Origin of the sequence: Photobacterium iliopiscarium (assembly GCF_003026395.1) — a bacterium.
GTDB lineage: Bacteria > Pseudomonadota > Gammaproteobacteria > Enterobacterales > Vibrionaceae > Photobacterium > Photobacterium iliopiscarium.
In genome coordinates, this window is sequence record NZ_PYOO01000014.1 from 1 (window position 1) to 25,895 (window position 25,895).

The 25,895-nt window shown below is 41.6% G+C and carries 20 protein-coding genes and 6 tRNA genes; 1 reads left to right on the forward strand and 25 read right to left on the reverse strand.

Annotated features, from left to right (window positions below):
• Window positions 1-47 precede the first annotated feature (47 nt).
• The 12 genes from C9J51_RS16030 to pncC form a co-directional block, all read right to left on the reverse strand.
• Window positions 48-124, reverse strand: a tRNA-Arg gene (locus tag C9J51_RS16030).
• 112 nt (window positions 125-236) lie between these two features.
• Window positions 237-328, reverse strand: a tRNA-Ser gene (locus C9J51_RS16035).
• A gap of 57 nt (window positions 329-385) precedes the next feature.
• Window positions 386-462, reverse strand: a tRNA-Arg gene (locus C9J51_RS16040).
• Window positions 463-526: 64 nt separating this feature from the next.
• A tRNA-Ser gene (locus C9J51_RS16045) sits at window positions 527-618 on the reverse strand.
• Between the two features lie 68 nt (window positions 619-686).
• Window positions 687-763 (reverse strand) — tRNA-Arg (locus C9J51_RS16050).
• 84 nt (window positions 764-847) lie between these two features.
• Window positions 848-939, reverse strand: a tRNA-Ser gene (locus C9J51_RS16055).
• A gap of 270 nt (window positions 940-1,209) precedes the next feature.
• Window positions 1,210-1,407 carry a carbon storage regulator CsrA gene (gene csrA, locus C9J51_RS16060; protein ID WP_036793345.1) on the reverse strand — a complete coding sequence of 66 codons (198 nt, stop codon included), beginning with the start codon at window positions 1,405-1,407 and terminating at the stop codon, window positions 1,210-1,212.
• An 85-nt stretch (window positions 1,408-1,492) separates the two neighbouring features.
• Entirely contained in the window at window positions 1,493-2,677 is a 1,185-nt protein-coding gene (locus tag C9J51_RS16065) for an aspartate kinase (protein ID WP_045040217.1), read from the reverse strand.
• A 16-nt stretch (window positions 2,678-2,693) separates the two neighbouring features.
• Complete coding sequence (alaS, locus tag C9J51_RS16070) at window positions 2,694-5,315, reverse strand: alanine--tRNA ligase (protein WP_045040218.1); 2,622 nt, start codon at window positions 5,313-5,315, stop codon at window positions 2,694-2,696.
• Window positions 5,316-5,670: 355 nt separating this feature from the next.
• Window positions 5,671-6,900 carry a voltage-gated potassium channel protein gene (gene kch / locus C9J51_RS16075; RefSeq protein WP_045040219.1) on the reverse strand — a complete coding sequence of 410 codons (1,230 nt, stop codon included), beginning with the start codon at window positions 6,898-6,900 and terminating at the stop codon, window positions 5,671-5,673.
• Window positions 6,901-7,124: 224 nt separating this feature from the next.
• Window positions 7,125-8,177: a recombinase RecA gene (gene recA / locus C9J51_RS16080; RefSeq protein ID WP_045038706.1), complete on the reverse strand. Its 1,053-nt coding sequence runs from the start codon at window positions 8,175-8,177 to the stop codon at window positions 7,125-7,127.
• Window positions 8,178-8,303: 126 nt separating this feature from the next.
• Window positions 8,304-8,801 carry a nicotinamide-nucleotide amidase gene (pncC, locus tag C9J51_RS16085; protein ID WP_045038707.1) on the reverse strand — a complete coding sequence of 166 codons (498 nt, stop codon included), beginning with the start codon at window positions 8,799-8,801 and terminating at the stop codon, window positions 8,304-8,306.
• Window positions 8,802-9,014: 213 nt separating this feature from the next.
• On the opposite strand from pncC, the gene mutS reads away from it, so the two are divergent.
• Window positions 9,015-11,597: a DNA mismatch repair protein MutS gene (gene mutS, locus C9J51_RS16090; protein WP_045038716.1), complete on the forward strand. Its 2,583-nt coding sequence runs from the start codon at window positions 9,015-9,017 to the stop codon at window positions 11,595-11,597.
• Window positions 11,598-11,787: 190 nt separating this feature from the next.
• On the opposite strand, the gene rpoS is transcribed toward mutS, so the two are convergent.
• From rpoS to rlmD, 13 genes are all read right to left on the reverse strand, one after another.
• Window positions 11,788-12,780: an RNA polymerase sigma factor RpoS gene (rpoS, locus tag C9J51_RS16095; RefSeq protein ID WP_045040220.1), complete on the reverse strand. Its 993-nt coding sequence runs from the start codon at window positions 12,778-12,780 to the stop codon at window positions 11,788-11,790.
• Between the two features lie 89 nt (window positions 12,781-12,869).
• Window positions 12,870-13,805: a peptidoglycan DD-metalloendopeptidase family protein gene (locus C9J51_RS16100; RefSeq protein ID WP_082064273.1), complete on the reverse strand. Its 936-nt coding sequence runs from the start codon at window positions 13,803-13,805 to the stop codon at window positions 12,870-12,872.
• Between the two features lie 3 nt (window positions 13,806-13,808).
• Window positions 13,809-14,438 (reverse strand): protein-L-isoaspartate(D-aspartate) O-methyltransferase, encoded by a 630-nt coding sequence (locus tag C9J51_RS16105; protein ID WP_045040221.1) that lies wholly within the window; start codon window positions 14,436-14,438, stop codon window positions 13,809-13,811.
• A 2-nt stretch (window positions 14,439-14,440) separates the two neighbouring features.
• On the reverse strand, window positions 14,441-15,193 hold the full coding sequence (surE, locus tag C9J51_RS16110) for a 5'/3'-nucleotidase SurE (protein ID WP_045040222.1): 753 nt from the start codon (window positions 15,191-15,193) through the stop codon (window positions 14,441-14,443).
• On the reverse strand, window positions 15,171-16,226 hold the full coding sequence (truD, locus tag C9J51_RS16115) for a tRNA pseudouridine(13) synthase TruD (protein WP_045040242.1): 1,056 nt from the start codon (window positions 16,224-16,226) through the stop codon (window positions 15,171-15,173). Before truD ends, surE begins: the two co-directional genes overlap by 23 nt.
• Before the next feature lie 37 nt (window positions 16,227-16,263).
• Window positions 16,264-16,737 carry a 2-C-methyl-D-erythritol 2,4-cyclodiphosphate synthase gene (gene ispF, locus C9J51_RS16120; protein ID WP_045040223.1) on the reverse strand — a complete coding sequence of 158 codons (474 nt, stop codon included), beginning with the start codon at window positions 16,735-16,737 and terminating at the stop codon, window positions 16,264-16,266.
• The gene (gene ispD, locus C9J51_RS16125; RefSeq protein ID WP_181314835.1) at window positions 16,737-17,447 is read right to left on the reverse strand and encodes a 2-C-methyl-D-erythritol 4-phosphate cytidylyltransferase; all 711 of its coding nucleotides are present in this window, start codon (window positions 17,445-17,447) and stop codon (window positions 16,737-16,739) included. The genes ispF and ispD overlap by 1 nt, the downstream gene beginning before the upstream one ends.
• A 29-nt stretch (window positions 17,448-17,476) precedes the next feature.
• Window positions 17,477-17,755: a cell division protein FtsB gene (ftsB, locus tag C9J51_RS16130; protein WP_045038713.1), complete on the reverse strand. Its 279-nt coding sequence runs from the start codon at window positions 17,753-17,755 to the stop codon at window positions 17,477-17,479.
• A 308-nt stretch (window positions 17,756-18,063) separates the two neighbouring features.
• Window positions 18,064-19,368 carry a phosphopyruvate hydratase gene (eno, locus tag C9J51_RS16135; protein WP_107237690.1) on the reverse strand — a complete coding sequence of 435 codons (1,305 nt, stop codon included), beginning with the start codon at window positions 19,366-19,368 and terminating at the stop codon, window positions 18,064-18,066.
• An 80-nt stretch (window positions 19,369-19,448) separates the two neighbouring features.
• The gene (locus tag C9J51_RS16140) at window positions 19,449-21,089 is read right to left on the reverse strand and encodes a CTP synthase (protein ID WP_045038715.1); all 1,641 of its coding nucleotides are present in this window, start codon (window positions 21,087-21,089) and stop codon (window positions 19,449-19,451) included.
• 223 nt (window positions 21,090-21,312) lie between these two features.
• Complete coding sequence (mazG, locus tag C9J51_RS16145; RefSeq protein WP_107275243.1) at window positions 21,313-22,122, reverse strand: nucleoside triphosphate pyrophosphohydrolase; 810 nt, start codon at window positions 22,120-22,122, stop codon at window positions 21,313-21,315.
• A 71-nt stretch (window positions 22,123-22,193) separates the two neighbouring features.
• Window positions 22,194-24,431 carry a GTP diphosphokinase gene (gene relA, locus C9J51_RS16150; protein ID WP_045040224.1) on the reverse strand — a complete coding sequence of 746 codons (2,238 nt, stop codon included), beginning with the start codon at window positions 24,429-24,431 and terminating at the stop codon, window positions 22,194-22,196.
• Window positions 24,432-24,479: 48 nt separating this feature from the next.
• On the reverse strand, window positions 24,480-25,820 hold the full coding sequence (rlmD, locus tag C9J51_RS16155; protein WP_107275244.1) for a 23S rRNA (uracil(1939)-C(5))-methyltransferase RlmD: 1,341 nt from the start codon (window positions 25,818-25,820) through the stop codon (window positions 24,480-24,482).
• Window positions 25,821-25,895 lie beyond the last annotated feature (75 nt).

The following is a 25,895-nucleotide window of genomic DNA, read 5'->3' on the forward strand; positions in this document are numbered from 1 at the left end:
TAATTCTGTTGCAACAACAGACATTGAGGTCTGCTGCTTTTAAATGATGGTGCGCGCGGGAGGATTCGAACCTCCGACCGCCTGGTTCGTAGCCAAGTACTCTATCCAGCTGAGCTACGCGCGCACTGGGTTTCTTTTTTGGAAAATCATTTCCAGAAACCATTCCTTTTAGCTATAAAAGGAATTATGCAATCGCCAAATCTTACCTCGCGGTAATCTTTAACAAAAGCAAAGAATGGCGGTGAAGGAGGGATTCGAACCCTCGATACGGGATAAACCATATACTCCCTTAGCAGGGGAGCGCCTTCAGCCTCTCGGCCACCTCACCACACAAATTGGTATAAGTAACACGTTAATTTATATAATTAACCTATTGCTTAAATAATGGTGCGCGCGGGAGGATTCGAACCTCCGACCGCCTGGTTCGTAGCCAAGTACTCTATCCAGCTGAGCTACGCGCGCACTGGGTGTTTCTTGCTAAAGAAAACACCATATTGATATCAACATCGTTGCCATCAATAAAGAATGGCGGTGAAGGAGGGATTCGAACCCTCGATACGGGTTAAACCGTATACTCCCTTAGCAGGGGAGCGCCTTCAGCCTCTCGGCCACCTCACCACACAATTCGGTGCAAGTAACAAGTGATATTAACTGCTAAAGGTTAACATGACTCATTGCTTAAATAATGGTGCGCGCGGGAGGATTCGAACCTCCGACCGCCTGGTTCGTAGCCAAGTACTCTATCCAGCTGAGCTACGCGCGCACTGTGCTTTATTACCGTTGCATTATCCCAAATTAAGACAATTAAATCAATAAGAAAGCGTTCACAATATCCATTAAAAAATAATGGCGGTGAAGGAGGGATTCGAACCCTCGATACGGGTTAAACCGTATACTCCCTTAGCAGGGGAGCGCCTTCAGCCTCTCGGCCACCTCACCGTGTTGTGGAGGCACATATTACTGTTAGCCCAAAATAAGTCAAACACTTTATTGCTAAAAACCAATACTCGCCGCACGAATGAACACTTAGTAAGCAATGAGACAATTAATGCAACGTAACCACTGAAATATTCACTTTGGAAAAGTGATAACGCTTTTAAAAACTAACAAAGAATACGGCGGTTTAAGACCATTTAACCGCAACTTACAAGGTGTTACTTTTCTACAGGCACAAAAAAGGCCAGGATAATAATCCTAGCCCTCTTCGAATTAGTAGTTACCAGTACTCGGAGTACCAGCTTCTTTTTCTGCTTGAATTCGCATATATATTTCTTCACGGTGAACAGATACTTCTTTAGGTGCGTTAACACCAATACGTACCTGATTTCCTTTAACGCCAAGAACAGTAACAGTTACTTCGTCACCGATCATTAGAGTTTCACCTACACGACGTGTTAAAATTAGCATTCGAGTGCTCCTTGAGTAATCTCAGTCTTATAAGAATTTAACTTTTTTATCCAATAAAATTCACAATTTCGTAAATAGCCGTGGCTCAAGAAACAGCAAGATGCGGTAGATTACCTAGACACTGGCCATCAACCACAAATTTTTCATGGATTAAATCAACAGCTGCAAGATGATCATCTTCATTAATCAATAAAGACAAACATTTCTTATCGCCCTGATATGTATACACTGTAATGCCAGCCTCTTGCAGTACCATTTGAATCGACTCCAAATGTTGCTGGATATCCTTTCCAATCAAGGAAAGTATAGAGACCATACCAATATGGCGCATTTTGCTATCAAACACTAGCCTTAAACGTGCTAAATCATCATTAGAAATAACGATTTGTGATATCTCATCACTAGAATCAGTAGATAAATTCCAAGCAGTCAAACCATAGAGGTCCAACTGTTCATTAATAACAGTTGCTGGTAGCGTAATATTAACTAAAACCTGCTGTCTTTGGAGCGCAACGCCAATGATGTTTTGATTACTCATCACATCAAAATTCACTAACGTTCCCTGCCCTTCTTCAAATGAAGAAAGAACGCGTAATGGAACGCGATGTTGGCATGCATACTCTACAGACTGTAATTGTAGCACTTTTGCCCCTAAGCGCGCCATGCAAGTCATGTAATCAAAGTGAATAACATCCAAACGAGCCGCACTTGGTACAATTCTTGGGTCGGTAGAATACACCCCGTCAACATCAGTAAAAATCTGACATTCATCTGCATTAAGCGCACTAGCAATAGCAACCGCAGTGGTATCTGACCCGCCACGTCCCAAGGTTGTGATATTGCCATCAATATCACGTCCTTGGAAACCGGCCACGACGACGATATCGCCTTGGCCTAGTAATGTGGTCATATTCTGGGTTTCAACCTCATGGATTGTGGCATTATTAAAATTATTATCCGTATGAATAACAACTTGATCAGCCGTCAATGAGATCGCACTATAGCCTCGTTTATTTAACGCCATAGCCAATAATGCAATTGATACTTGCTCACCCGCTGCGAGTAATACATCGAGCTCTCGCGGTGTTGGAATAGTATCAATCTGCTTAGCTAAGCCCAATAACCGATTAGTTTCACCGGCCATTGCAGACAATACAACAACCACTTGGTGGCCACACTGGCGAGCTTTTATCACTCGTTCAGCAACGGCTTCTATTCGTTCAATACTACCAACTGATGTACCACCAAATTTCTGCACTAATAGTGCCACATTACCTCTCCAGTGATTACAGTTTGTCAGCTAGCCATGGTGCTACAGTTTCTAATGCCGCAGGCAATGCAGCTGCGTCAGTACCGCCAGCTTGTGCCATATCAGGACGACCGCCGCCCTTACCACCGACTTGCAATGCCACTAAATTAACTAGCTCACCCGCTTTGACTTTGCCAATTAAATCTTTAGTCACACCAGCAATTAAACCGACTTTACCTTCACTAACGTTACCTAATAACACCACACCACTGCCTAGTTGATTTTTTAATTCATCAACCATGCCACGTAGCGCTTTGTTATCTGCACCGTCAAGCTGAGCGATTAATACTTTAATGCCGTTAATTTCTTGTGCTTTATTGATCAAGCCTGCACCTTCTTGCGCGGCTAGCTTGTCTTTTAACTGTTGAATTTCTTTTTCTAGTTGTTTGCTGTGTGACACTAATGCATCGACTTTGCTAACAACAGAAGCCACGTCAGATTTCACTAAACGCGCTGTTTTCGCTAACATCATATCTTCAGTGTGCATCGCCGCAATTGCGCCAGCGCCAGTCACCGCTTCAATACGACGAATACCCGCTGCGATACCACTTTCAGATAAAATCTTAAACAGACCGATATCACCGGTACGTGTTGCGTGAACACCACCACAAAGCTCAGTTGAGAAGTCACCCATGCTCAGTACACGTACTTCATCATCGTACTTCTCACCAAACAATGCCATTGCGCCGTTTGCTTTCGCCGTATCGATATCCATGATGTTAGTATCAATACTATGGTTAGCACGAATTTGTTCATTAACCATGTTCTCAACAGCACGTAACTGTTCAGGCTTAACGGCTTCTAGGTTTGAGAAGTCAAAACGAAGGCTATCCGCTTTTACTAATGAACCTTTCTGACCAACGTGATCACCTAAAATACTACGCAGTGCAGCGTGCATTAAGTGCGTTGCTGAGTGGTTTAAGCTGATCGCTTGACGACGATCAGAATCAACCGCAGCAGTCAATTGTTGTCCAACCGTTAGTGTGCCTTCAACTAATTGACCTTTATGACCAGATGCTGCGCCAAACTTTTGCGTATCAGCAACGTTAAACACCACGCCTTCAGCTGTTAGTAAGCCGCTATCACCACATTGACCGCCTGATTCTGCATAGAAAGGTGTATTTGATAATACAACCAATGCATCTTCACCTGCATTAATGCTATCAACAGCATTACCGTCACGGTATAGCGCAACAATCACACCTTCGCCATCTGTCGTGCTGTAACCACAGAACGTCGTTTCAGCGTCAACTTTGATTGCGTCATTGTAGTCAACACCAAAGTTACCCGCATCACGTGCACGTTGACGTTGTGCCGCCATTGCTGTTTCAAAACCGTCTTCATCGATTGAGAAACCACGTTCACGAGCAACGTCGTTAGTTAAATCAGCAGGGAAACCATAGGTATCGTAAAGTTTAAATACAGTTTCACCGTCAAGCACATTACCGTCGATGTTATCTAATGCTTCATTAAGAATGGTTAGACCACGATCAAGGGTACGACTGAAGTTATCTTCTTCAATCTTTAGTACTTTCTCTACTAGTTCTTGTTGTGCTTTTAACTCAAGACCGGCAGAACCCATGATTTCAGCTAATGGACCAACAAGTTTGTAGAAGAACACACCTTGTGCACCTAGCTTGTTACCGTGACGTACTGCACGACGAATAATACGACGTAATACATAACCACGGCCTTCATTTGATGGCATTACACCGTCAGCAATTAAGAACGCACAAGAACGAATATGGTCAGCAACAACGCGTAGTGATTGATTAGACAAATCGTCATAACCAATAACAGCAGCGGCTTCTTTAATTAATGTTTGGAAAATATCGATTTCGTAGTTTGAGTGTACACCCTGCATGATTGCAGCAATACGCTCAATACCCATACCTGTATCAACAGAAGGCTTAGGTAGCGGTTCCATTGTACCGTCAGCTTGACGGTTGAACTGCATAAATACGTTATTCCAGATCTCGATGAAACGGTCACCATCTTCTTCTGGTGTACCCGGACGGCCACCCCAGATGTGATCACCGTGATCATAAAAGATTTCAGTACATGGACCACAAGGACCAGTGTCACCCATTTGCCAGAAGTTATCTGAAGCAAAAGGTGCGCCTTTATTGTCACCAATACGAACGATACGATCAGCTGGAATACCAATTTCTTTATTCCAGATTTCAAACGCTTCATCGTCACTTTCATAGATCGTAACCACAAGGCGATCTTCAGCAAGCTTAAGTTCTTTAGTTAGAAACTCCCATGCATAACCAATAGCATCATGCTTGAAGTAATCACCAAAACTAAAGTTACCTAACATTTCAAAGAAAGTATGGTGACGGGCTGTAAAGCCTACATTTTCAAGGTCGTTGTGTTTACCACCCGCACGAACACAACGCTGAGCGCTTGTCGCACGCGTATAGTTACGCTTTTCAAGACCTAGAAATGTATCTTTAAACTGGTTCATACCTGCATTAGTGAATAACAACGTTGGGTCATTCGCAGGTACAAGAGATGAGCTTTCCACGATCTGGTGGCCTTTGCTCTCGAAAAATGCAAGATACGCGCGGCGAATCTCATCAGTGCTCATGTACATTGGCAAATCCTGAATTAATGCTTGGAATAGAAAGACAGAAAAGCGCCTCGTGGCGGTTTTCTTCGATAATCGTTCAGCCCTTAAATCATAAGGTACAATGAACAACCATCATCTAATAATAAAACTAAGATAAATTTTTTGGGGGCTATTGTAAAACAACGGTAGCTATTACGGGAAATGATATGTGGTAAAATGTATCAAATAATCGCCATTAGTACGCCGTATTGACACTAAGCCTGATCGTAAGCCATCCATATAACCTATGAATTCACACCAATAATAACGATAATCTAAATATTATCGCCGTCGCAGTTCTGCGTCACAATGGTGTTTTTAAAAAGTGCAGACCTCAATATTATTTCTTGATTTCTTTTTCTGATAGCCCTTGTACTGAATGCAATAGCGATGCCACGATAGAATCACTATCGATACTTTCGCCATTTAATAACCGAGCCAGAATATCACTCGCAAACTGTTGCGGTGAAATCACAATGTCAGGATTAACGCTTTTCACTTTATTAATATTCTTACTTTCATTGACCAGCGCTACTGTACGTGCCGAACTCGCCAATTCAATCGCTGATAACACAATAAACGCATTGTCAGCATCATCATCACTAAGCGCTAGTACCGCTTTAGCATTCATTACACCCGCTTGAGTTAAGATACAGCCATCACTGTAGTCACCCACAACCACATCTAACCCTTCTAGCTGATCTTTAGCGACTTGCTGTATTCGTGGTGAAACAATAACTGTAATCGGCTGCTTACGCTCCGTTAACTGTTTAATAGTATTAACAGCCAAGCTTGATAAGCCACAAATTATAAAGTGATTAGTACGATCCATTTTTTTACTATTACCTTTAACAAGTCGTTCAAAACCACTATGAACAACAGGACCTAACACTGACGTTGCCGACGTGGCAAAGACGGTAATACCAGACACAATAACTGAAATAGTGAATAATCGTGCTGGTTCAGAAACAGGAACTATATCGCCATAGCCCACCGTAGACATGGTTTCTATCGCATAATAAAACGCGGTCAATAAACTGGTAATTTTAGGATTAAAACCATCACCAAAATACAACGCGCCATAGGTTGACGTTAGCAACAGAGTAATCACACTGATTAACGCAAAAATACTACCAGCAGCAACACTACTTTTAGAGAAGTATTTGCGCACCATAAATAATAGAACTAATGATGCTATACCATAGTGAATATTATGGGTTTGCTGAGGATGAATATGATCAGTGTAAAAAATATTGATCAGCATTAATGTAAAACTGATCATCCATGATATTCGCGCTCGAAAAAAGAGACCAATCGAACTCATAACAATAAACACACCCAACATAAAGTAAGGTGCATTAATCAAAAAGTTGGCATTAATTTGTTCATAATCTCGAACATTAAATAGCGTCAACAAATCAATCGGGAGCCCATAAATCGTATGAAAAATAAGCCCACTGTTACCTAAAACAAACAAAGCCACAAAAATATGACGAAGAGTGTAAAGCCACTCGGTAAACCGTCGAATAGTTTTTCCTATCCAACGTATTAACGACACGTGTTCATTCATTACCAATGCGCCTACCTAATAAACTCAATGACTCAATACAATTTCTAATAAATATAAAGCTAAAAGCTTAATTTGACATATTAAAGCAGAAAACACGCTAAGTTTGTCAATTAAATGAGTCTTGAGCAATACAATTATCACTCAAAATAAAGTCATAAAAAAACCCAGCGCAATGGCTGGGTTAGTATCGAAATATGCTATAAATACGCTACATAATCATTTAATTAAAAAGCGTCGCCATCTTCGGCATCAATTGCTGCAACATCTTTAGCGTCAGTTTCAGCAACAACAGGCGTTAACAGTAAGTCACGTAATTTCTTTTCAATCTCAGCGGCAATAGCTGGATTCTCAACAAGATATTTGCAAGAGTTCGCTTTACCTTGACCAATTTTATTGCCTTGGTAGCTATACCAAGCACCCGCTTTTTCAACTAATTTGTTTTTTACACCAAGGTCAATTAATTCACCGTTACGGTTAAAACCTTGGCCATATAAAATCTGTGTTTCAGCTTGCTTAAACGGTGCTGCAATTTTGTTCTTAACAACTTTAATGCGCGTTTCGTTACCCACAACTTCATCACCATCTTTAATTGCGCCAGTACGACGAATATCAAGACGAACAGAAGCGTAGAACTTCAATGCATTACCACCGGTAGTGGTTTCAGGGTTACCAAACATTACACCAATTTTCATACGAATTTGGTTAATGAAGATACACATACAGTTAGACTGTTTAAGGTTACCGGTTAATTTACGCATTGCTTGCGATAGCATACGTGCTTGCAGACCCATATGAGAGTCACCCATTTCACCTTCAATTTCAGCTTTTGGTGTTAGGGCTGCAACGGAGTCAACAACAATGACATCCACCGCACCTGAACGTGCAAGTGCGTCAACAATTTCTAAAGCCTGCTCGCCAGTATCTGGCTGAGAAACAAGTAACTCATTAATATCAACGCCTAATTTTTGAGCATAAATTGGATCAAGTGCGTGCTCGGCATCAATAAATGCACAGGTTTTGCCTTGCTTTTGAGCGGCAGAGATAACTTCAAGTGTCAGTGTTGTTTTACCTGATGATTCTGGACCGTAGATTTCTACGATACGTCCCATTGGTAAACCACCAGCACCAAGTGCGATATCAAGAGACAATGAACCTGTCGAAATAGTTTCGATATCCATTGTTTTATTATCGCCCAATTTCATAATTGAACCTTTACCGAACTGCTTCTCAATCTGGCCTAACGCTGCGGCAAGAGCCTTCTGCTTGTTGTCGTCCATTTGACTCTCCAACGGATGCTAAAATAAAGTTACTGATCTGGATATGAGACTTAGTATACTGTCTATTCATACAGTGTCTAGTTCTGGTTTGCTTTTTTTTGTTAAATACAATTTCTATCAATAAGATCACTCATTGATAACGGTGTTTACACGAGAAATTAAACCCGATAATGCTTTGGCTATTGCTTGTTGTCTAACTTGTTGGCGTGAACCATTAAATAAACAACATTGTGTCTGCTGCCACCCTGTCGCATCAGCCCAAGCAAACCATACCGTGCCTACTGGTTTATCTTCAGTGCCACCATCAGGACCTGCAATACCACTGATAGCAACACTAATATCTGCTCGCGATGCGGCTAAAGCGCCACAAGCCATTTCAAAAACAACCGCCTCACTCACCGCACCAAATTCGGTCAAAGCTTGATCGCTGACACTGAGCATTTGCTTCTTGGCTTCATTGCTATAAGTAATAAAAGCACGATTAAACCATGCTGAACTTCCCGGAATATCAGTAATAGCAAATGAAACCCCGCCACCAGTACAAGACTCGGCAGTGGTGGCGACCCACTGTTTAGCTGTTAATACTTCACCAAGTTCATAAGCCAATTGTTCAATATTTACCATTAGTGCCTCCAAGCTGATTTCTATTTATTGTCTTTAATAGATTGATGTATATCCGCTAACTTTACGCCTGTTCAATACCATTGCAAAGATGATAAAAAAAGTTCAATGGCTACTTTGACCGATCCGCTGATTCACGTATCCTTAGACTCTATTATTTTATTGGTCGAGCTATTCCAAGTAGCCGACGTTGAACCAGCAAGAGTAGGCAATATCGTGACGATAAAAGGCTTAGAAAAACATACTCCTATGATGCAGCAGTTCCTTCGGATCAAAGCTGAAAACCCTGATATTTTATTGTTCTACCGCATGGGCGACTTCTATGAGATGTTTTTTGATGATGCCAAGCGAGCTTCACAATTACTTGATATCTCACTGACAAAACGTGGCGCGACCAATGGTGAACCAATACCAATGGCGGGAGTGCCTTACCATGCAGTTGAAGGCTACTTGGCTAAATTGGTTCAACAAGGGGTTTCCGTTGCTATCTGTGAGCAGATTGGCGATCCCGCCACCAGCAAAGGTCCTGTAGAGCGTAAAGTTGTACGTATCGTCACCCCAGGCACTGTCAGTGATGAAGCATTACTGAATGAACGTCGTGATAACCTTATTGCTGCTATTTATACTGCCAATAATAAATTTGGTTACGCAACGCTTGATATTACCTCAGGCCGTTTCATGCTAACCGAGCCAACAACTGAAGAAGAAATGCAAGCCGAGCTTCAACGTACGAGTCCCGCTGAACTGCTTTATCCTGAAGATTTTACCTATTTACATTTAGTTGAGCCCTTTAAAGGTAAACGCCGTCGTCCGATTTGGGAATTTGAATTAGAAACAGCTCGTCAACAACTAACTTTGCAATTTGGAACACGTGATTTAGTAGGCTTTGGCGTCGAAAAAGCCAATCTTGGTTTATGTGCTGCGGGTTGTTTGATGCAATATGTCAAAGACACGCAACGTACCGCCCTGCCGCACATTCGTGCGATCATCCTTGATACTCAAGATCATGCGGTTATTTTAGATGCTGCAACTCGCCGTAATTTAGAATTAACCCAAAACTTAGCTGGCGGTTTTGATAATACTCTGGCTGAAGTATTAGATCATACCGCAACCCCTATGGGCAGCCGCTTACTAAAGCGCTGGTTACATCAACCGATTCGTGATCAACACCAATTAAATGGCCGCTTAAATGCCATTGAAGCATTCAAAGACAGCGGCATGTTTGTCGATGTCGCAAGTGTCTTACGTCATATGGGTGATTTAGAACGGATTGTGGCGCGATTAGCTTTACGATCTGCTCGACCACGTGATTTAGCTCGCATGCGTACTGCAATGCAGTATTTGCCAGAATTAGCGCAATTATTAGCTGACATTCCACAGCCTCGCATTGGTGAATTAGCACAATACAGTGCGCCAATGGATGATCTATGCCAACTACTTGAGCATGCGATCATTGAAAACCCACCGGTTATTATTCGTGACGGCGGAGTATTAGCCCCAGGTTATAATGCTGAATTAGATGAATGGCGTGATTTAGCCGATGGTGCTAAACAATATTTAACCGACCTTGAAACCCGTGAACGTGAGCGTCACGATATTGATAGTTTAAAAGTGGGCTTTAATCAGGTTCATGGTTTCTTTATTCAGGTCAGCCGAGGTCAAAGTCACTTAGTACCTGATCACTATATTCGCCGCCAAACCCTAAAAAATGCTGAACGCTATATTATTCCTGAATTAAAAGAGCACGAAGATAAGGTGCTAAATTCAAAATCAAAAGCATTAGCGCTTGAGAAAAAGCTGTGGGAAGAATTATTTGATCAATTGTTACCGCATTTAGAACGGTTACAGTTAGCAGCAAGTGCCTTATCTGAATTAGATGTACTAGCAAACTTGGCAGAACGTGCAGACAGCTTAAATTACTGCCGCCCACAATTGACGACGACGACAGGGATTAATATTACTGCGGGTCGTCACCCTGTGGTTGAGCAAGTCTTAAGTGAACCGTTTATCGCTAACCCAATTGCGTTACATCAAGATCGTCGTATGTTGATTATTACCGGTCCTAACATGGGCGGTAAATCAACTTACATGCGCCAAACTGCGTTGATTGCCTTACTGGCACATGTCGGATCTTTTGTGCCAGCAGAAGCGGTAACTATCGGTCCACTGGATCGTATTTTCACCCGTATTGGCGCGTCAGATGATCTTGCGTCTGGTCGTTCAACCTTTATGGTCGAAATGACAGAAACCGCGAATATTCTCCATAATGCAACCAAACACAGTTTAGTATTAATGGATGAAATTGGCCGAGGCACCAGTACCTATGATGGCTTATCTCTCGCGTGGGCAAGTGCGGAATGGTTAGCGGATAAAATTGCGGCAATGACATTATTTGCCACTCACTATTTTGAGCTAACCGAATTACCTTCACTACTTTCAGGTTTAGCCAATGTCCACCTTGATGCGATTGAGCATGGCGACAATATTGCCTTTATGCATAGCGTTCAAGATGGTGCAGCCAGTAAATCATATGGTTTAGCGGTAGCGAGTCTTGCGGGTGTACCAAAAGCTGTAATTAAACGTGCCAAAATAAAACTCAAGCAATTAGAAGCACTAGGGCATCAAAAAGCCCAACCGTCAGCGGCAATTGCGGGCCAACCACCACGTGAAGAACACCAATTGAGTTTAATTCCAGAGCCAAGCGAAGTCGAAGAAGCGTTAACCAACGTTAATCCTGACGAACTAACCCCTCGCCAAGCATTGGATGAGCTGTATCGTTTAAAGGCATTATTACGCTAATAATAAACAATAATCTATTGATAACATAACATCAAAAAAGGACGCAAAAGCGTCCTTTTTTATAATTCTAATAAGTATTTATTCGCGTAAAAATGTGTATAAAAAGACCGCCAATACGAATACCCATTACTGTATTACACTGTATCTAATGATTAGCATAATCATTAGATACCTTAATGAAACATCTTGGTTAGCCTTCCTGATTGAAAAGAGACTCAATACTTAACCCTTGGTGGGTTAACATATCACGTAAACGGCGTAAACCTTCAACCTGAATCTGACGAACTCGCTCACGGGTTAGACCAATTTCACGACCAACATCTTCTAATGTTGATGCTTCATAGCCTAATAAGCCAAATCGACGCGCCAATACTTCTCGCTGCTTAGGATTCAGATCTTTCAACCAATGAACAATTGAATTTTTAATGTCGTCATCTTGAGTGGAGGTTTCAGGACTTCCGCCTTTTTCATCGGGGATTATATCTAATAATGCTTTATCAGAATCACCACCAATAGGATTATCCACCGAACTCACTCGCTCATTAAGACGCAGCATACGGTTAACATCATCGACAGATTTTTCAAGTTGCTGTGCAATATCTTCAGCCGTTGGCTCATGATCAAGCTTTTGTGCTAATTCACGTGCAGTACGCAAATAAACATTAAGCTCTTTCACAACATGGATGGGTAAGCGAATAGTACGGGTTTGATTCATGATCGCCCGTTCAATGGTTTGACGGATCCACCATGTAGCATAAGTTGAAAAACGGAAACCTCGTTCAGGGTCAAATTTTTCAACCGCACGAATAAGCCCTAAATTTCCCTCTTCAACTAAATCAAGTAAGGCTAAACCACGGTTGCTATAACGACGTGATATTTTCACCACTAAACGAAGATTACTTTCAATCATTCGTTTACGAGAGACTTCATCACCACGTAATGCACGGCGGGCATACAACACTTCTTCTTCTGCGGTAAGCAAAGGAGAATACCCAATTTCACCTAGATAAAGTTGAGTTGCATCAAGTGCTTTAGCGCTTGTCTCATATTTGGAGATATCAGCATCTTCTGTCGATGCTGACGTATCAGAACTATTATCAGTTGGCACCACTAAACTATTAAGCTCAATGCTGTCATCTAATGTTAATGATTCAAGTTTTTTGGCTGTGCTGCTTCTACTCATAGCGCCTCCCAGATGGCGAGTTAAAGACATTACAACGTCATGATGTCATTTCTAATTTATACGTTTCTCTCTATTTTTATTATGGCGAACTATTTAGGAAGAAAGCGCATTGGATCGACAGACTTACCTTTATAGCGAATTTCAAAATGCAATCTAACACTTGATGCACCTGAACTTCCCATCGTCGCAATTTCTTGGCCAGCTTTAACTGACTGTTGCTCTTTAACTAAGATTTTATCGTTATGCGCATAAGCACTGAGGTAATCTTCACTGTGCTTAATAATAACTAAGTTACCATACCCACGTAATGCATCACCTGCATAAACAACTTTACCCGCAGCAGTTGCTCGAATTGGCGTACCACGAGCGGCAGTAATATCGATACCTTTATTGCCATTATCTGCATTTGAGAAACCAGCGATAACTTTGCCTTTCACTGGCCAAGCCCAACCAGACTTTGAAACATGCACTGTTGGTTTAGTAACAGGCTTACTCACTGCCGGCTTAATTGTTACGGGCTTGTTAACTTTTGTTTTTTCAGAGTACACTGTTGCTTTTGGCTTAGCAACTGGTTTGTTGGTTGTTTTTTGCACAACTGGTTTTGGGGTTACTGTTTTAGGAACGGTCTGGGTTACCGTTTTGGTTGCTGATGGTGTAACCAATGGTGTCACCACGACATTTTCTGTTGGCAACTTGCGTACTGGGGCCGTGCTGTAGTGACTATCTGATGTTGGAATAGCTAATTTTTGACCTGGATAAATCGTATAGGGATAAGGTAATCGATTTAATTTGACGATATCTTTAACATCACGTCCCGCCATATAAGAGATAAAATATAGCGTATCTCCTCGTTGGACGGTGTAATAGCGACCATGAAAACTACCACGTTGTAATTGTGAGTAATCTTTACCAAGATTTGAAACAGGCGCAGGCGTATGACTACTACATGCAGATAACAGCACCACACAGGTCACTGCTAGCAAAGAAGGTTGAATTACTTTTTTAATCATACGCTCAATACTCATTGTTTACGCCAAATCTCCAGCCACTAACGGCACAAATTTAACAGGTTCGATATCCGTTTCAATAAACTGATCGCCATTGCGAACAATCAATCTTAACACTTGTTCAGAATAACCTACGGGTAATATTAATCGACCGCCATCAGCAAGCTGGGTTAATAGGCTTTGGGGAACCTCACTTGGCGCAGCGGTGACAATAATAGCATCAAATGGACCTTTACTTTCCCAGCCCTGCCATCCATCACCATGTTTGGTCGATATATTATACAATTCTAATCGTTTAAAACGTCGTTTTGCTTGCCATTGCAAACCTTTAATTCGCTCAACAGAGAAAACATGGTCAGCTAATTGTGCTAACACTGACGCTTGATAGCCTGATCCAGTACCAATTTCTAACACTGAAGACTGAGGCGTCAACGCTAATAAAGACGTCATTTTTGCAACAATATAAGGCTGTGAAATTGTCTGGCCACTGCCTATTGGTAATGCATTATTCTCATACGCTTGATAAGAAAAGGCTTCATCAACAAAAAATTCTCTTGGTATTGCCGCAATAGCACCTAATACCCATTGATCAGTAATGCCTCGAGCCACTAATAATGCAATTAAGTTATCAACTTGCCTCTGATAACGCATAGTTATCGGATCTCCACCGCATGCATCCAGCTTTCTAGCCCTGCTATTGCATCATGCGCAGTCAGGTCGACCTGTAACGGAGTAATAGAGACTTCCCCGTGTTCAATCGCAAAAAAATCAGTTCCTTCTGCGGCATCTTGTGTTTCACCAGGAGGACCTAACCAATATAAAGGATTACCTCGAGGATCGGTTTCTTTTATCATGCTCACTGCACGATGACGAGCCCCTAAACGCGTTATTTTCCACCCTTTTAATTGCTCAAAAGCAACATCAGGGACGTTAACATTGATAATTTTATGTGTGCTAACCAATGGTTGTATAACCATTTTTTCAATCAATATTTTAACGACTTGAGCCGCAGTTTCAAAATGGGTTGCTCCCACTAATGATACCGCAATGGCTGGTATACCTAAAAAATAGCCGTCAGTTGCAGCGGCAACGGTACCAGAATAGAGCACATCATCACCTAAATTTGCACCATGATTGATGCCAGTGACAACGATATCAGGCTGAACATCTAACCATTCAGTAAGTGCAAAATGGACACAATCTACTGGCGTACCTTGAACCGCAACTTTATTGTCACTTTGCTGACGAATACGTAATGGGTAATCAATTGTTAATGAATTGGATGCCCCCGATCGATTACGATCAGGAGCAACTACCGTTACTTCACCAAGCTCACTTAAGACCTTGGCTAACGTATTTATACCTTCAGCAAAAATACCATCATCATTGCTGATCAGTATTCTCATCACTCAGACCTTCTGATTCTAGTGGCATGATCAACTCACGTACCACTGAAGTCGCAAAGCTACCAGCAGGTAAAGCAAAAGAAAGGATCACACCATTATCATCAAACTGCCATTGCATATCTTGTGGCAATAATAATAGTGGGCGACGATCATGGCGCATACGGTTATCACAAACCAATGCGACTAACGCAGGCTCTTGCTCAACAATCGCTAATTCAAATGCTTGTGCATCTGCTGTTGTCGGTAACGCATTATCACCCAATAGTGGGCCAGTAATAGCGACCTCACCATTAATGACTTGTTGCTGTAATTCAGGGGTAATGGTTTCAGCAATAAACGTGCGATCATCACCAGCAGCTTGTAGGCAATCACCTAGCATAATTTCACGGGTAAGATTTTGCTCAATACGCGCCGACAATACTTGGTTAAACATCCATGAACGAGCAGCAGATAGATAAAAACTACGCTTGCTCTTATCACGTACGCGGAATTCATTATTACCCCAAGCGCGTGCTTTAATGACGTTATTGCCACCATAGCCAAAACGTTGTTGGCCAAAATAGTTTGCTACGCCTTGCTGTTTAACCAACTCTAAACGTTCAGCCAATACTTGCGGTTGATCTAGATCGGTTAAGCGTAATTGAAACCAGTTACCTTGCAGATCACCTGGGCGTAATTTTTTATCATGACGCGTCGTTTCAAGTACTTCAATGCCTGGGTGTTCAGCTTCAAACTGGGTTAAATCAGGATCAGCTTTACCTGGCAAATGAACACTTATCCATTGCTCTGTGACAGCGTGGCGATCTTTAAGACCCGCCCAGCTAACATCTCGCGATTTAACACCACAAGTTTTAGCTAATTCATTTACTACATATTTAGTATTTTCGCCCGTTTTACGAATTTTAACCATTAAGTGTTCGCCAGTACCACTGAAGGTAAAACCTAACTGTTCATTAACGATAAAATCTTGGGGATTTGCCTTAATACTTCCTTGGCAAGTTGGCTGTTCATGAAGCCACTTAAAACAATCCATTACGTTTGCTGAGGTGTTATTTGTCGACATGGTGTGATTATACCTTTTTAATTAAAACAACAGCTTCACAAGCAATACCTTCTTTACGTCCAGTAAAACCTAAACGCTCAGAAGTGGTTGCTTTAACATTAACATTTGTAAGATCAGTTTCGAGATCTTCAGCAATAGCTTGGCACATCGCGGTAATATGCGGTGCCATTTTAGGTGCTTGGGCAATAATAGTGACATCCAGATTACCAAGACAATAGCCAGCAGCTTTGACTTTGCTATAGACATCACGCAGTAAAAATCGGCTATCAGCGCCAGCCCACTCAGCATCAGTATCAGGGAAGTGACGGCCAATATCGCCAGCACCAATGGCCCCTAACAACGCATCACAAACAGCATGCAAAGCAACATCACCATCAGAGTGAGCAATTAAACCTTGTTCATAAGGAACCGCAACGCCACCAATAATAACTGGGCCTGCGCCACCAAATTTATGCACATCAAACCCATGACCAATACGCATTAATGTTGTTCCTTTAATAGAAGTTGTAGATAAAATTCAGCTAATGCTAAATCTTCCGGCTGTGTCACCTTAAGGTTATCACTCCGTCCAGCAACCAGTAGTGGTGTATAACCACAAAACTCTAATGCGGATGCTTCATCGGTAATTGTCGCGCCTTGCTCTAAAGCGGTGGTTAACGATTGTCGTAACTGTTCGACGCGAAACATTTGTGGTGTTAGCGCATGCCATAAATTTTCACGATCAACCGTATGAGAGATCTGAGACTGCATTGACTGACTATGTCCACGCTTCATGGTGTCACGTACAGGAGCCGCTAAAATTGCACCACAATCGCTATTAACAGCGGCAGTAATTAATGCATGTAAATCAGTAAGGCGAACACATGGTCGTGCTGCATCATGTACCAATACCCACGCGTTATTATTGTCAATCGCCGCTAAACCAGCAAACACTGAATCTGCTCGTTCCGCCCCCCCGTTGACCACAGTGATCCGTGAATCAGTTGCTAATGGTAACTGTGGAAAATAAGGATCATCGACACTAACGGCAATAATTACCCGTGTAATCTCAGGTAAACTCAGTAAACGATCAACGGTATGCTCTAAAATCGTTTTACCTGCAATATGAAGATATTGCTTCGGACGATCAGCAGCCATTCGACTACCGACTCCAGCCGCAGGTACTACGGCAATAAATTCTTCAGTTATCATCAACGTTACTCACAACAAAAAACGCGTCTTTAGTTATTATCGCCAAGTACTCGAATAAAGGTTTCACCCGGTTTAATTAAGCCTAAGTCATTCCGCGCACGTTCTTCCACTGCTTCTTTACCGCCGTGAAGATCTTTAATTTCTGCGTACATTTGTTGGTTTCGTTGTTGTAATTCAGTATTTGCAGCCTGCTGTAAAGCAACGCTTTCTTTTACTGCGGTATATTCGTTCATACCGTTTTTACCATCCCAAAAATCGTACTGCAGCCAAGCTAAAACCACTAGCAGGATAATAATAAACAGACGCATGGTTCCCCTTCAAAATTAGCGTAGATGTTAATGCCAACAATATACATTCCAATCAGCCGCTTATTACGAGTCATTGGAATGTATGCTGCGCAAGAGTAATAATCCCATAATCAGCTTATTGTGACTACTATTATGGCTATAGAGTTGATGCAGTGCTAATTGAGTGTCAATTTTGCTGTTAAATCAAACAAAAAACCTTTATTGAATGATATTTGTAGCACACTCACTTTTTCAGCAAAAAAAACCGCCTCCTAAGAGACGGTTCGATTTAGGCTAATTGAGCAAGCTCAATTATAGGCTTAAAAGAATTAAGCTTGACCTTTAACTTCTTTAAGACCGTTGAAAGCAGCACGTTCACCTAGTGCTTCTTCGATACGGATAAGTTGGTTGTACTTAGCAACACGGTCAGAACGGCTCATAGAACCAGTTTTGATTTGACCTGCAGCTGTACCTACCGCTAGATCAGCGATAGTTGCGTCTTCTGTCTCGCCTGAACGGTGAGAGATAACAGCAGTGTAACCAGCATCTTTAGCCATTTTAATACAAGCTAGAGTTTCAGTTAGAGAACCGATTTGGTTAAGCTTGATTAGGATTGAGTTAGTAATACCTTTCTCAATACCTTCAGCGAAGATCTTAGTGTTTGTAACGAATAGATCGTCACCTACTAGTTGAATCTTGTCACCTAGTAGTTCAGTTTGGTGCTTGAAGCCAGCCCAATCTGATTCGTCTAGACCATCTTCGATAGAAACGATAGCTGGGAACTTGTCTACTAGATCTTTAAGGAAGAAGTTAAATTCTTCTGAAGTGAATTTCTTACCTTCACCTTTAAGGTCGTAGATGCCTTGTTCTTTGTTGTAGAACTCAGAAGCAGCACAGTCCATCGCTAGAGTAATATCTGTACCTAGTTCGTAACCTGCAGCTTCAACAGCTTCTTGAATTGCTTTAAGAGCAGCTTCGTTTGACTCAAGGTTTGGTGCGAAACCACCTTCGTCACCTACTGCTGTGCTCATGCCCTTAGACTTAAGAACTTTAGCTAGGCTGTGGAATACTTCAGAACCCATACGTACAGCTTCACGAAGTGACTTAGCACCTACTGGCTGAATCATGAACTCTTGAATATCAACAGTGTTATCTGCGTGCTCGCCACCATTGATGATGTTCATCATAGGTAGAGGCATAGAGAACTGACCAGCAGTACCGTTTAGCTCAGCAATGTGCTCGTATAAAGGCATGCCTTTAGATGCAGCAGCTGCTTTTGCGTTCGCAAGAGAAACAGCTAGGATTGCGTTAGCGCCAAAATTAGATTTGTTTTCAGTACCGTCAAGGTCGATCATAAGTTGGTCGATTGCAGCTTGATCAGTCGCGTCTTTACCCATTAGTACTTCAGCGATTGGACCGTTAGCAGCAGCAACTGCCTTAAGAACACCTTTACCAAGGAAACGAGATTTATCGCCATCACGAAGCTCAAGAGCTTCACGAGAACCCGTAGAAGCACCAGACGGTGCAGCAGCCATACCAACGAAACCACCTTCTAGGTGAACTTCAGCTTCAATTGTTGGGTTGCCACGTGAGTCAATGATTTCACGAGCTAGAACTTTAACGATCTTAGACATTGTGTTTCCTCTGCTTTATCTTCAAATTAAAAGCTAAATAAAATAGCTGCAGCGATAACTGCTACAGCTATCAGTAATCCTTACTTATCAGATTCACCGCGGTGATATATACCCGCAGCTTTAACAAAACCTTCAAATAATGGGTGACCATCACGAGGTGTTGAAGTGAATTCTGGGTGGAACTGTGCAGCAACGAACCAAGGATGATTCGGAATTTCAATAATCTCAACTAGCTTCTTATCAGCTGATAAACCAGACACTTTTAGGCCTGCTTTTACTAGCTTCGGTAGCAAGTTGTTATTAACTTCGTAACGATGGCGATGACGCTCATGGATTGACGCTTGAGCGTACAATTCACGTGCTTTTGAGCCTTCTTGAAGATGACATAACTGAGAACCAAGACGCATTGTGCCGCCTAGATCAGATTTTTCAGTACGCTCTTCTACGTTACCTTCGCTATCAACCCACTCAGTGATCAAGCCAACCACTGGGTGCTTAGTATCAGCGTTAAATTCAGTTGAGTGTGCATCCGCCATGTTTGCTACATTACGAGCAAAATCAATTAATGCGACTTGCATACCTAAACAAATACCTAAATAAGGGATTTTGTTTTCACGTGCATATTGCGCCGTTAGAATTTTACCTTCAATACCACGATGACCAAAGCCACCCGGTACTAAGATTGCATCAAGGTTAGCAAGCACTTCGGTGCCTTTAGACTCAACATCTTGAGAATCAATATATTTAATTTGTACTGAAATGCGATTTTTCAGACCTGCGTGTTTAAGCGCTTCGTTAACTGATTTATATGCATCAGGCAATTCAGTGTATTTACCAACCAAACCGATAGTCACTTCTGCTGTCGGGTTAGCTTCTTCATAAATAACTTGTTCCCACTCAGATAAATCAGCTTCTGGTGCAGTAATACCAAAACGCTTACATACCAAGTCATCAAGGCCTTGAGCTTTAATAAGTTGTGGGATTTTGTAGATTGAATCTACATCTTTCATTGAAATAACCGCTTTTTCCTGCACATTACAGAACAGCGCAATTTTTGCACGTTCGTTTGCAGGAATAATACGATCACTACGGCAAATCAAAATATCTGGTTGAATACCGATAGAAAGTAATTCTTTTACTGAGTGTTGAGTTGGCTTAGTTTTCACTTCACCAGCAGCAGCAAGGTAAGGAACTAACGTTAAGTGCATAAACAAAGTGTTTTCACGACCTTGTTGAATTGCAAGTTGACGAATAGCTTCCATGAACGGTAGTGATTCAATATCACCAACTGTGCCACCGACTTCAACAATCGCTATATCATGACCCGCAGAACCAGCAATAACACGCTCTTTAATTTCGTTCGTGATATGTGGAATAACCTGAATCGTTGCACCTAGGTAATCACCACGACGCTCTTTGCGTAATACGTCTGCGTACACACGACCAGCAGTAAAGTTATTACGCTTTGTCATTTTGGTACGAATAAAACGCTCGTAGTGACCTAAGTCAAGATCAGTCTCTGCACCGTCTTCCGTAACGAATACTTCACCGTGCTGAGTAGGGCTCATTGTGCCTGGATCAACGTTAATGTAAGGGTCTAATTTCATCATGGTCACATTAAGACCACGTGCTTCTAGAATGGCTGCTAATGATGCTGCAGCAATGCCTTTACCTAGAGAGGATACTACTCCGCCCGTAACAAAAATATAATTCGTTGTCATGTTAAACCTGGAAGATTGGTGTAGAGGATAAAGTGTATCTGGACGGGAAATTAGTATACCAGACACCATTTATCGCCACAACGTGAAAAACTATCACACACCCCTAAGATTTTTTTTGTCTCAAATCAAGGAAGTGATATGCGCTCTATTTTCACCCCATTTCGATACTTTTAGCCACTAAGTCACTATACCGTTATAGCATATACATTCCAAATGGGAATAGTTATTTATTGCATTCGTGTTGTTTTACTTTATCCCACTCAAAATCTAGCTCAGTTAATGAGCATTGATTTAAAGACTTACCTTGTTCTAACACATTTTTTTCAACTTGGCGAAAACGTCGTTCAAATTTTTTATTGGCTTGCTGGAGCGCATGTTCGGGTTTTACATCAAGATGACGACTTAAATTGACCACAGAAAAGAGCAGATCACCCATCTCTTCAGCTATTTTATGTTGATCTTGTGGCGTTTGAATGACCTCTGCCATCACTTCATCGAGTTCTTCGGTAACCTTATCAACCACGGGGCCTAACGTATCCCAATCAAAACCTTGACTGGCACAACGTTGTTGAATTTTATCAGCACGCGTCAATGCCGGTAATGCCAGCGGGATATTAGCGAGCAAACTGTCATCTTGTGATTTTTGTGCTCGTTCTTTGGCTTTTTCAGCTTCCCAATTTTGTTTAACCGCCGCTTCATTATCAAATTGCGTATCACTAAAGACATGCGGATGGCGACGGGTTAACTTGTCACTGATCCCCGTAACCACATCATCAAAATCAAACAGACCTTGTTCTGTAGCTAATTGACTATAAAACACCACTTGAAATAATAGATCGCCAAGTTCTTCTTTAACATCAACCCAATTTTTTTGTTCAATCGCGTCTGCAACTTCATACGCTTCTTCAATGGTATGAGGCACAATTGAATCAAAATCTTGTTTTAAATCCCACGGACACCCAGTGTGAGGGTCGCGTAACTGCGTCATAATGGTTAAAAGGTGGTTGATATCAACAGTATTCTTGTTGTTCATTATTATCTCCTTAAATAAAAAAATAGGTAGCCGAGGCTACCTATTGCTGTATTCGATATTATCTATCATGATTAACCATATAAACGCTTAGCTTGTGCAACATCTTTTACTTGTTCAATCCGATTTAACACCCGTCCTAAAACGTCTAAATCTGTTAACTCAAGTTCAAAATCCATGATCGACATTTGTTTTTTATAATCAACCCGACTCTTCATGCCTGCAACTTTAACTTTTTCGTTCATCAAGGTGTTGGTCAATTCTTTAAGTAAACCATTACGCTCTGACGCTGTTACACGAACAGTAATAGTATAATTACCAATAAAACCACCCCCCCAAACCGTATCAATGATCCGTTCAGGCGCATGATGACGCAGTTCTTCCAACTGTTCACAATCATGACGGTGAACAGAAATACCCCGACCTTGAGTAACAAAGCCTTGAATATCATCGCCAGGAATAGGCTGACAACAACGCGCTAAGTGAGTCATTAAATTATCAACCCCCTCAACCACCACTGAATCTCGACGCGGCTTCTTGGTTGTATGGGATGCTTTTTCACTTGCTTCAGATAGCTTATCAAGCAATTGCTGATCTTCTTCTTCCGCTGTTGGTTTATTAATCAACGCATTAATATGATTAATAATTTGGTTTATCCGCAGATCACCACTACCAATTCCGGCATACAACTCTTCTGGCGAATTAACATTAAAGCGTTTACTGGCGTAAGAGTGCGCATCTTTTAGCGTTGCGTGGATCTTACTCAGTTCAGCTTCAAGAATTTCTTTACCTGCAATTATATTTTTATCACGATCTTGCTTACGGAACCAAGCATGTACCTTGGCACGAGCACGACTTGAAGTGACAAAACCTTGATTTGGATTTAACCAATCACGGGAAGGGTTAGGTTCTTTTTGCGTGATAATTTCAACCTGATCCCCCATCTGTAAATGGTAAGTAAAAGGTACAATTCTACCTTCGACTTTAGCGCCAATACAACGATGCCCCACTTCTGAGTGAATATGATAAGCAAAGTCTAATGGCGTTGCATTTGATGGCAAATCAACCACGTCACCTTTTGGGGTAAACGCATAAACACGATCATCAAATACTTGGCTACGTAACTCATCGAGCATTTCACCAGAATCTGACATCTCTTCTTGCCACACCAGTAGCTTGCGTAACCAGTTTATTTTCTCATCATAAGCAGATTGAGCAACGCCAGAAGCCGCCGGACCCTCTTTGTATTTCCAGTGCGCGGCAACGCCTAATTCAGACTCTTCATGCATTTGCTTGGTACGAATCTGAATTTCAATCGTTTTGCCTTCAGGACCCAACACTACTGTATGAATCGATTGATAACCATTCGGTTTAGGATTAGCGACATAATCGTCAAACTCTTTGGGTAAATGACGATATTTAGTGTGCACTACCCCTAATGCGGCATAACAATCTTGCAATTCTTCAGCGACAATACGTACTGCACGTACATCAAACAGTTCATCAAATTCTAAGCTCTTCTTCTGCATTTTGCGCCAAATGCTGTAAATATGCTTAGGTCGACCTTGTACTTCTGCACGAATATTTGAAACCCGCATTGCGTCAGATAAATCATCGACAAAGTGGGTAATATAACCTTCACGATCAATACGGCGTTCTGAAAGCTGTTTGGCTATTTGCTTATACACTTCGGGATGCTGATAACGGAAAGCGTAATCTTCAATTTCCCATTTTAATTGCCCAATACCTAATCTATTGGCTAACGGTGCATAAATATTGGCACATTCTTGTGCTGCTATACGACGCACCGCATCAGGTTCATTTTTCACTTCACGGAGATTACAAATACGCTCAGCTAACTTGATAACAACACAACGGAAATCATCAACCATCGACAACAGCATTCGACGAATACTATCAACTTGTGCTGATTGAGCCGCTTCTTCTGCCGTCGATTTAAGTTGGCTAATAGCGCACATTTGTTCAACACCTTCTACCAAATGTAGAATAGTGCCGTTGTAATCTTCTTTTACTTGCTCATGGCTATAACAACCCGCTTCAACTAATGGATATAGCATTGCCGATATTAATGTATCGGCATCCATGCTTAACATCACCAGAATCTCAACCATTTCGCGGCCGCGCCATAACAGCAACGGACCATTATCGTGATCGATAACCAGTTCCTGACAACGTAGATAAGTTCCTTCTAAACGTCCAAACGTTTTTGCATCCAAACGTAAACTTTCGACCCATGAGGCTAGCTCAAATATCGTGTCTTGTTTTAGATGTGCTCCACGTACTGCGACCATGTCTCTGTCCTGTTTTCTATTTAATGGCAATAGCAGTCATTGCTATAACTATTTTTTCTGCTTTTTTTGAGCCTTTACAAATAATGCCATAGATTCTAAATGCCCCGTATTTGGGAACATATCTAACATACCAAGGCGTTCTAACTGATAGCCTTTTTGTAATAACACTTGGCTATCACGCGCCAATGTTGCGGGATTACATGATACATAAACCACTTTATTCGGTGCTAGCTTAACCACATGACCCATCACTCCAGCAGCACCAGTACGTGCTGGATCTAATAAAATTTTATCAAATTGCTCTTGCGCCCACACTAATTTAGTTACGTCTTGCTCTAAATTGGCTTGATAGAAAGTAGCATTATATTGTGCGTTTGCTTTAGCATTGTCTGTCGCGCGTAAAACCATATCATCAATGCCTTCAACACCAACCACCGCTTTAGCATATTTGGCTAATGGCAGGCTAAAGTTACCTAAACCACAGAAGAGATCTAACACTCGATCTTGAGGTTGAACGTCTAACCATTCGATAGCTTGTGCAACCATCTTAATGTTGACGTCACGATTAACCTGAATAAAGTCTTTCGGTGAAAACGTCAGTTTAAGACCGTCAATATCATAATAAGGTTGGTCACCAGAGCACTGAATAAGTTCATCGGTTTCTGGCGCTAAAAACAACATCACATTATGTTTAGCAGCAAATGCTTGAATAAGTGCACTGTCGTCAGCATTAAAAGGCGCTAAATGACGAATCAAAACTACACAGCCGTTATCTGCATAGGTCAATTCAAGATGCCCAATAAAACGACGTCCTTTTAAACTGTTTAATAACTCGCGTAATGGCGCTAATAAATCATTTAATGGTTGGGCTAATACTGGGCACTCGTTAACATTAACGATGTCATTACTTTGTTTTTTACGGAAACCAAATTGTAACTGACCGTTATTTTCAACACGCACTGCAAAGCGAGCACAACGACGGTAATGCAATGATTCACTGATGATCGGCGGTTGTTGAATACAATCGGCTTGATCAACAACAGCAAATTTTTCCATCAATTCACCCAGTGCTTGTTGTTTAGATGCCACTTGAGCTTGATGCGATAAATGCTGTAAATTACAACCACCACACTGGTCATAGATCGCACAATGAGGTTTAATACGGGCACTGCTGTCTGAAAGGCGTTTAATCACTTTTGCACGAGCATAATTTTTTTTATCTTCCGTTAACTGCACAACCGCAGTTTCAGTAGGAAGTAAGCCATCAACAAAGACAGATTTACCCTGTAGATGACCAATACCAGCACCGAGGTGATCTAAGCGGCTAATCGTAATTTCTTTATGTTTGGTGTCAGTTGTACGTTTTTGAGGCTTAAAAAAGCGTGCCATAGTGTTTTGCTCACTGTTCAGACATTGAGTATTTGTTGCATAACCCTAGTTTATTTAAACTAGGAATATAGATGG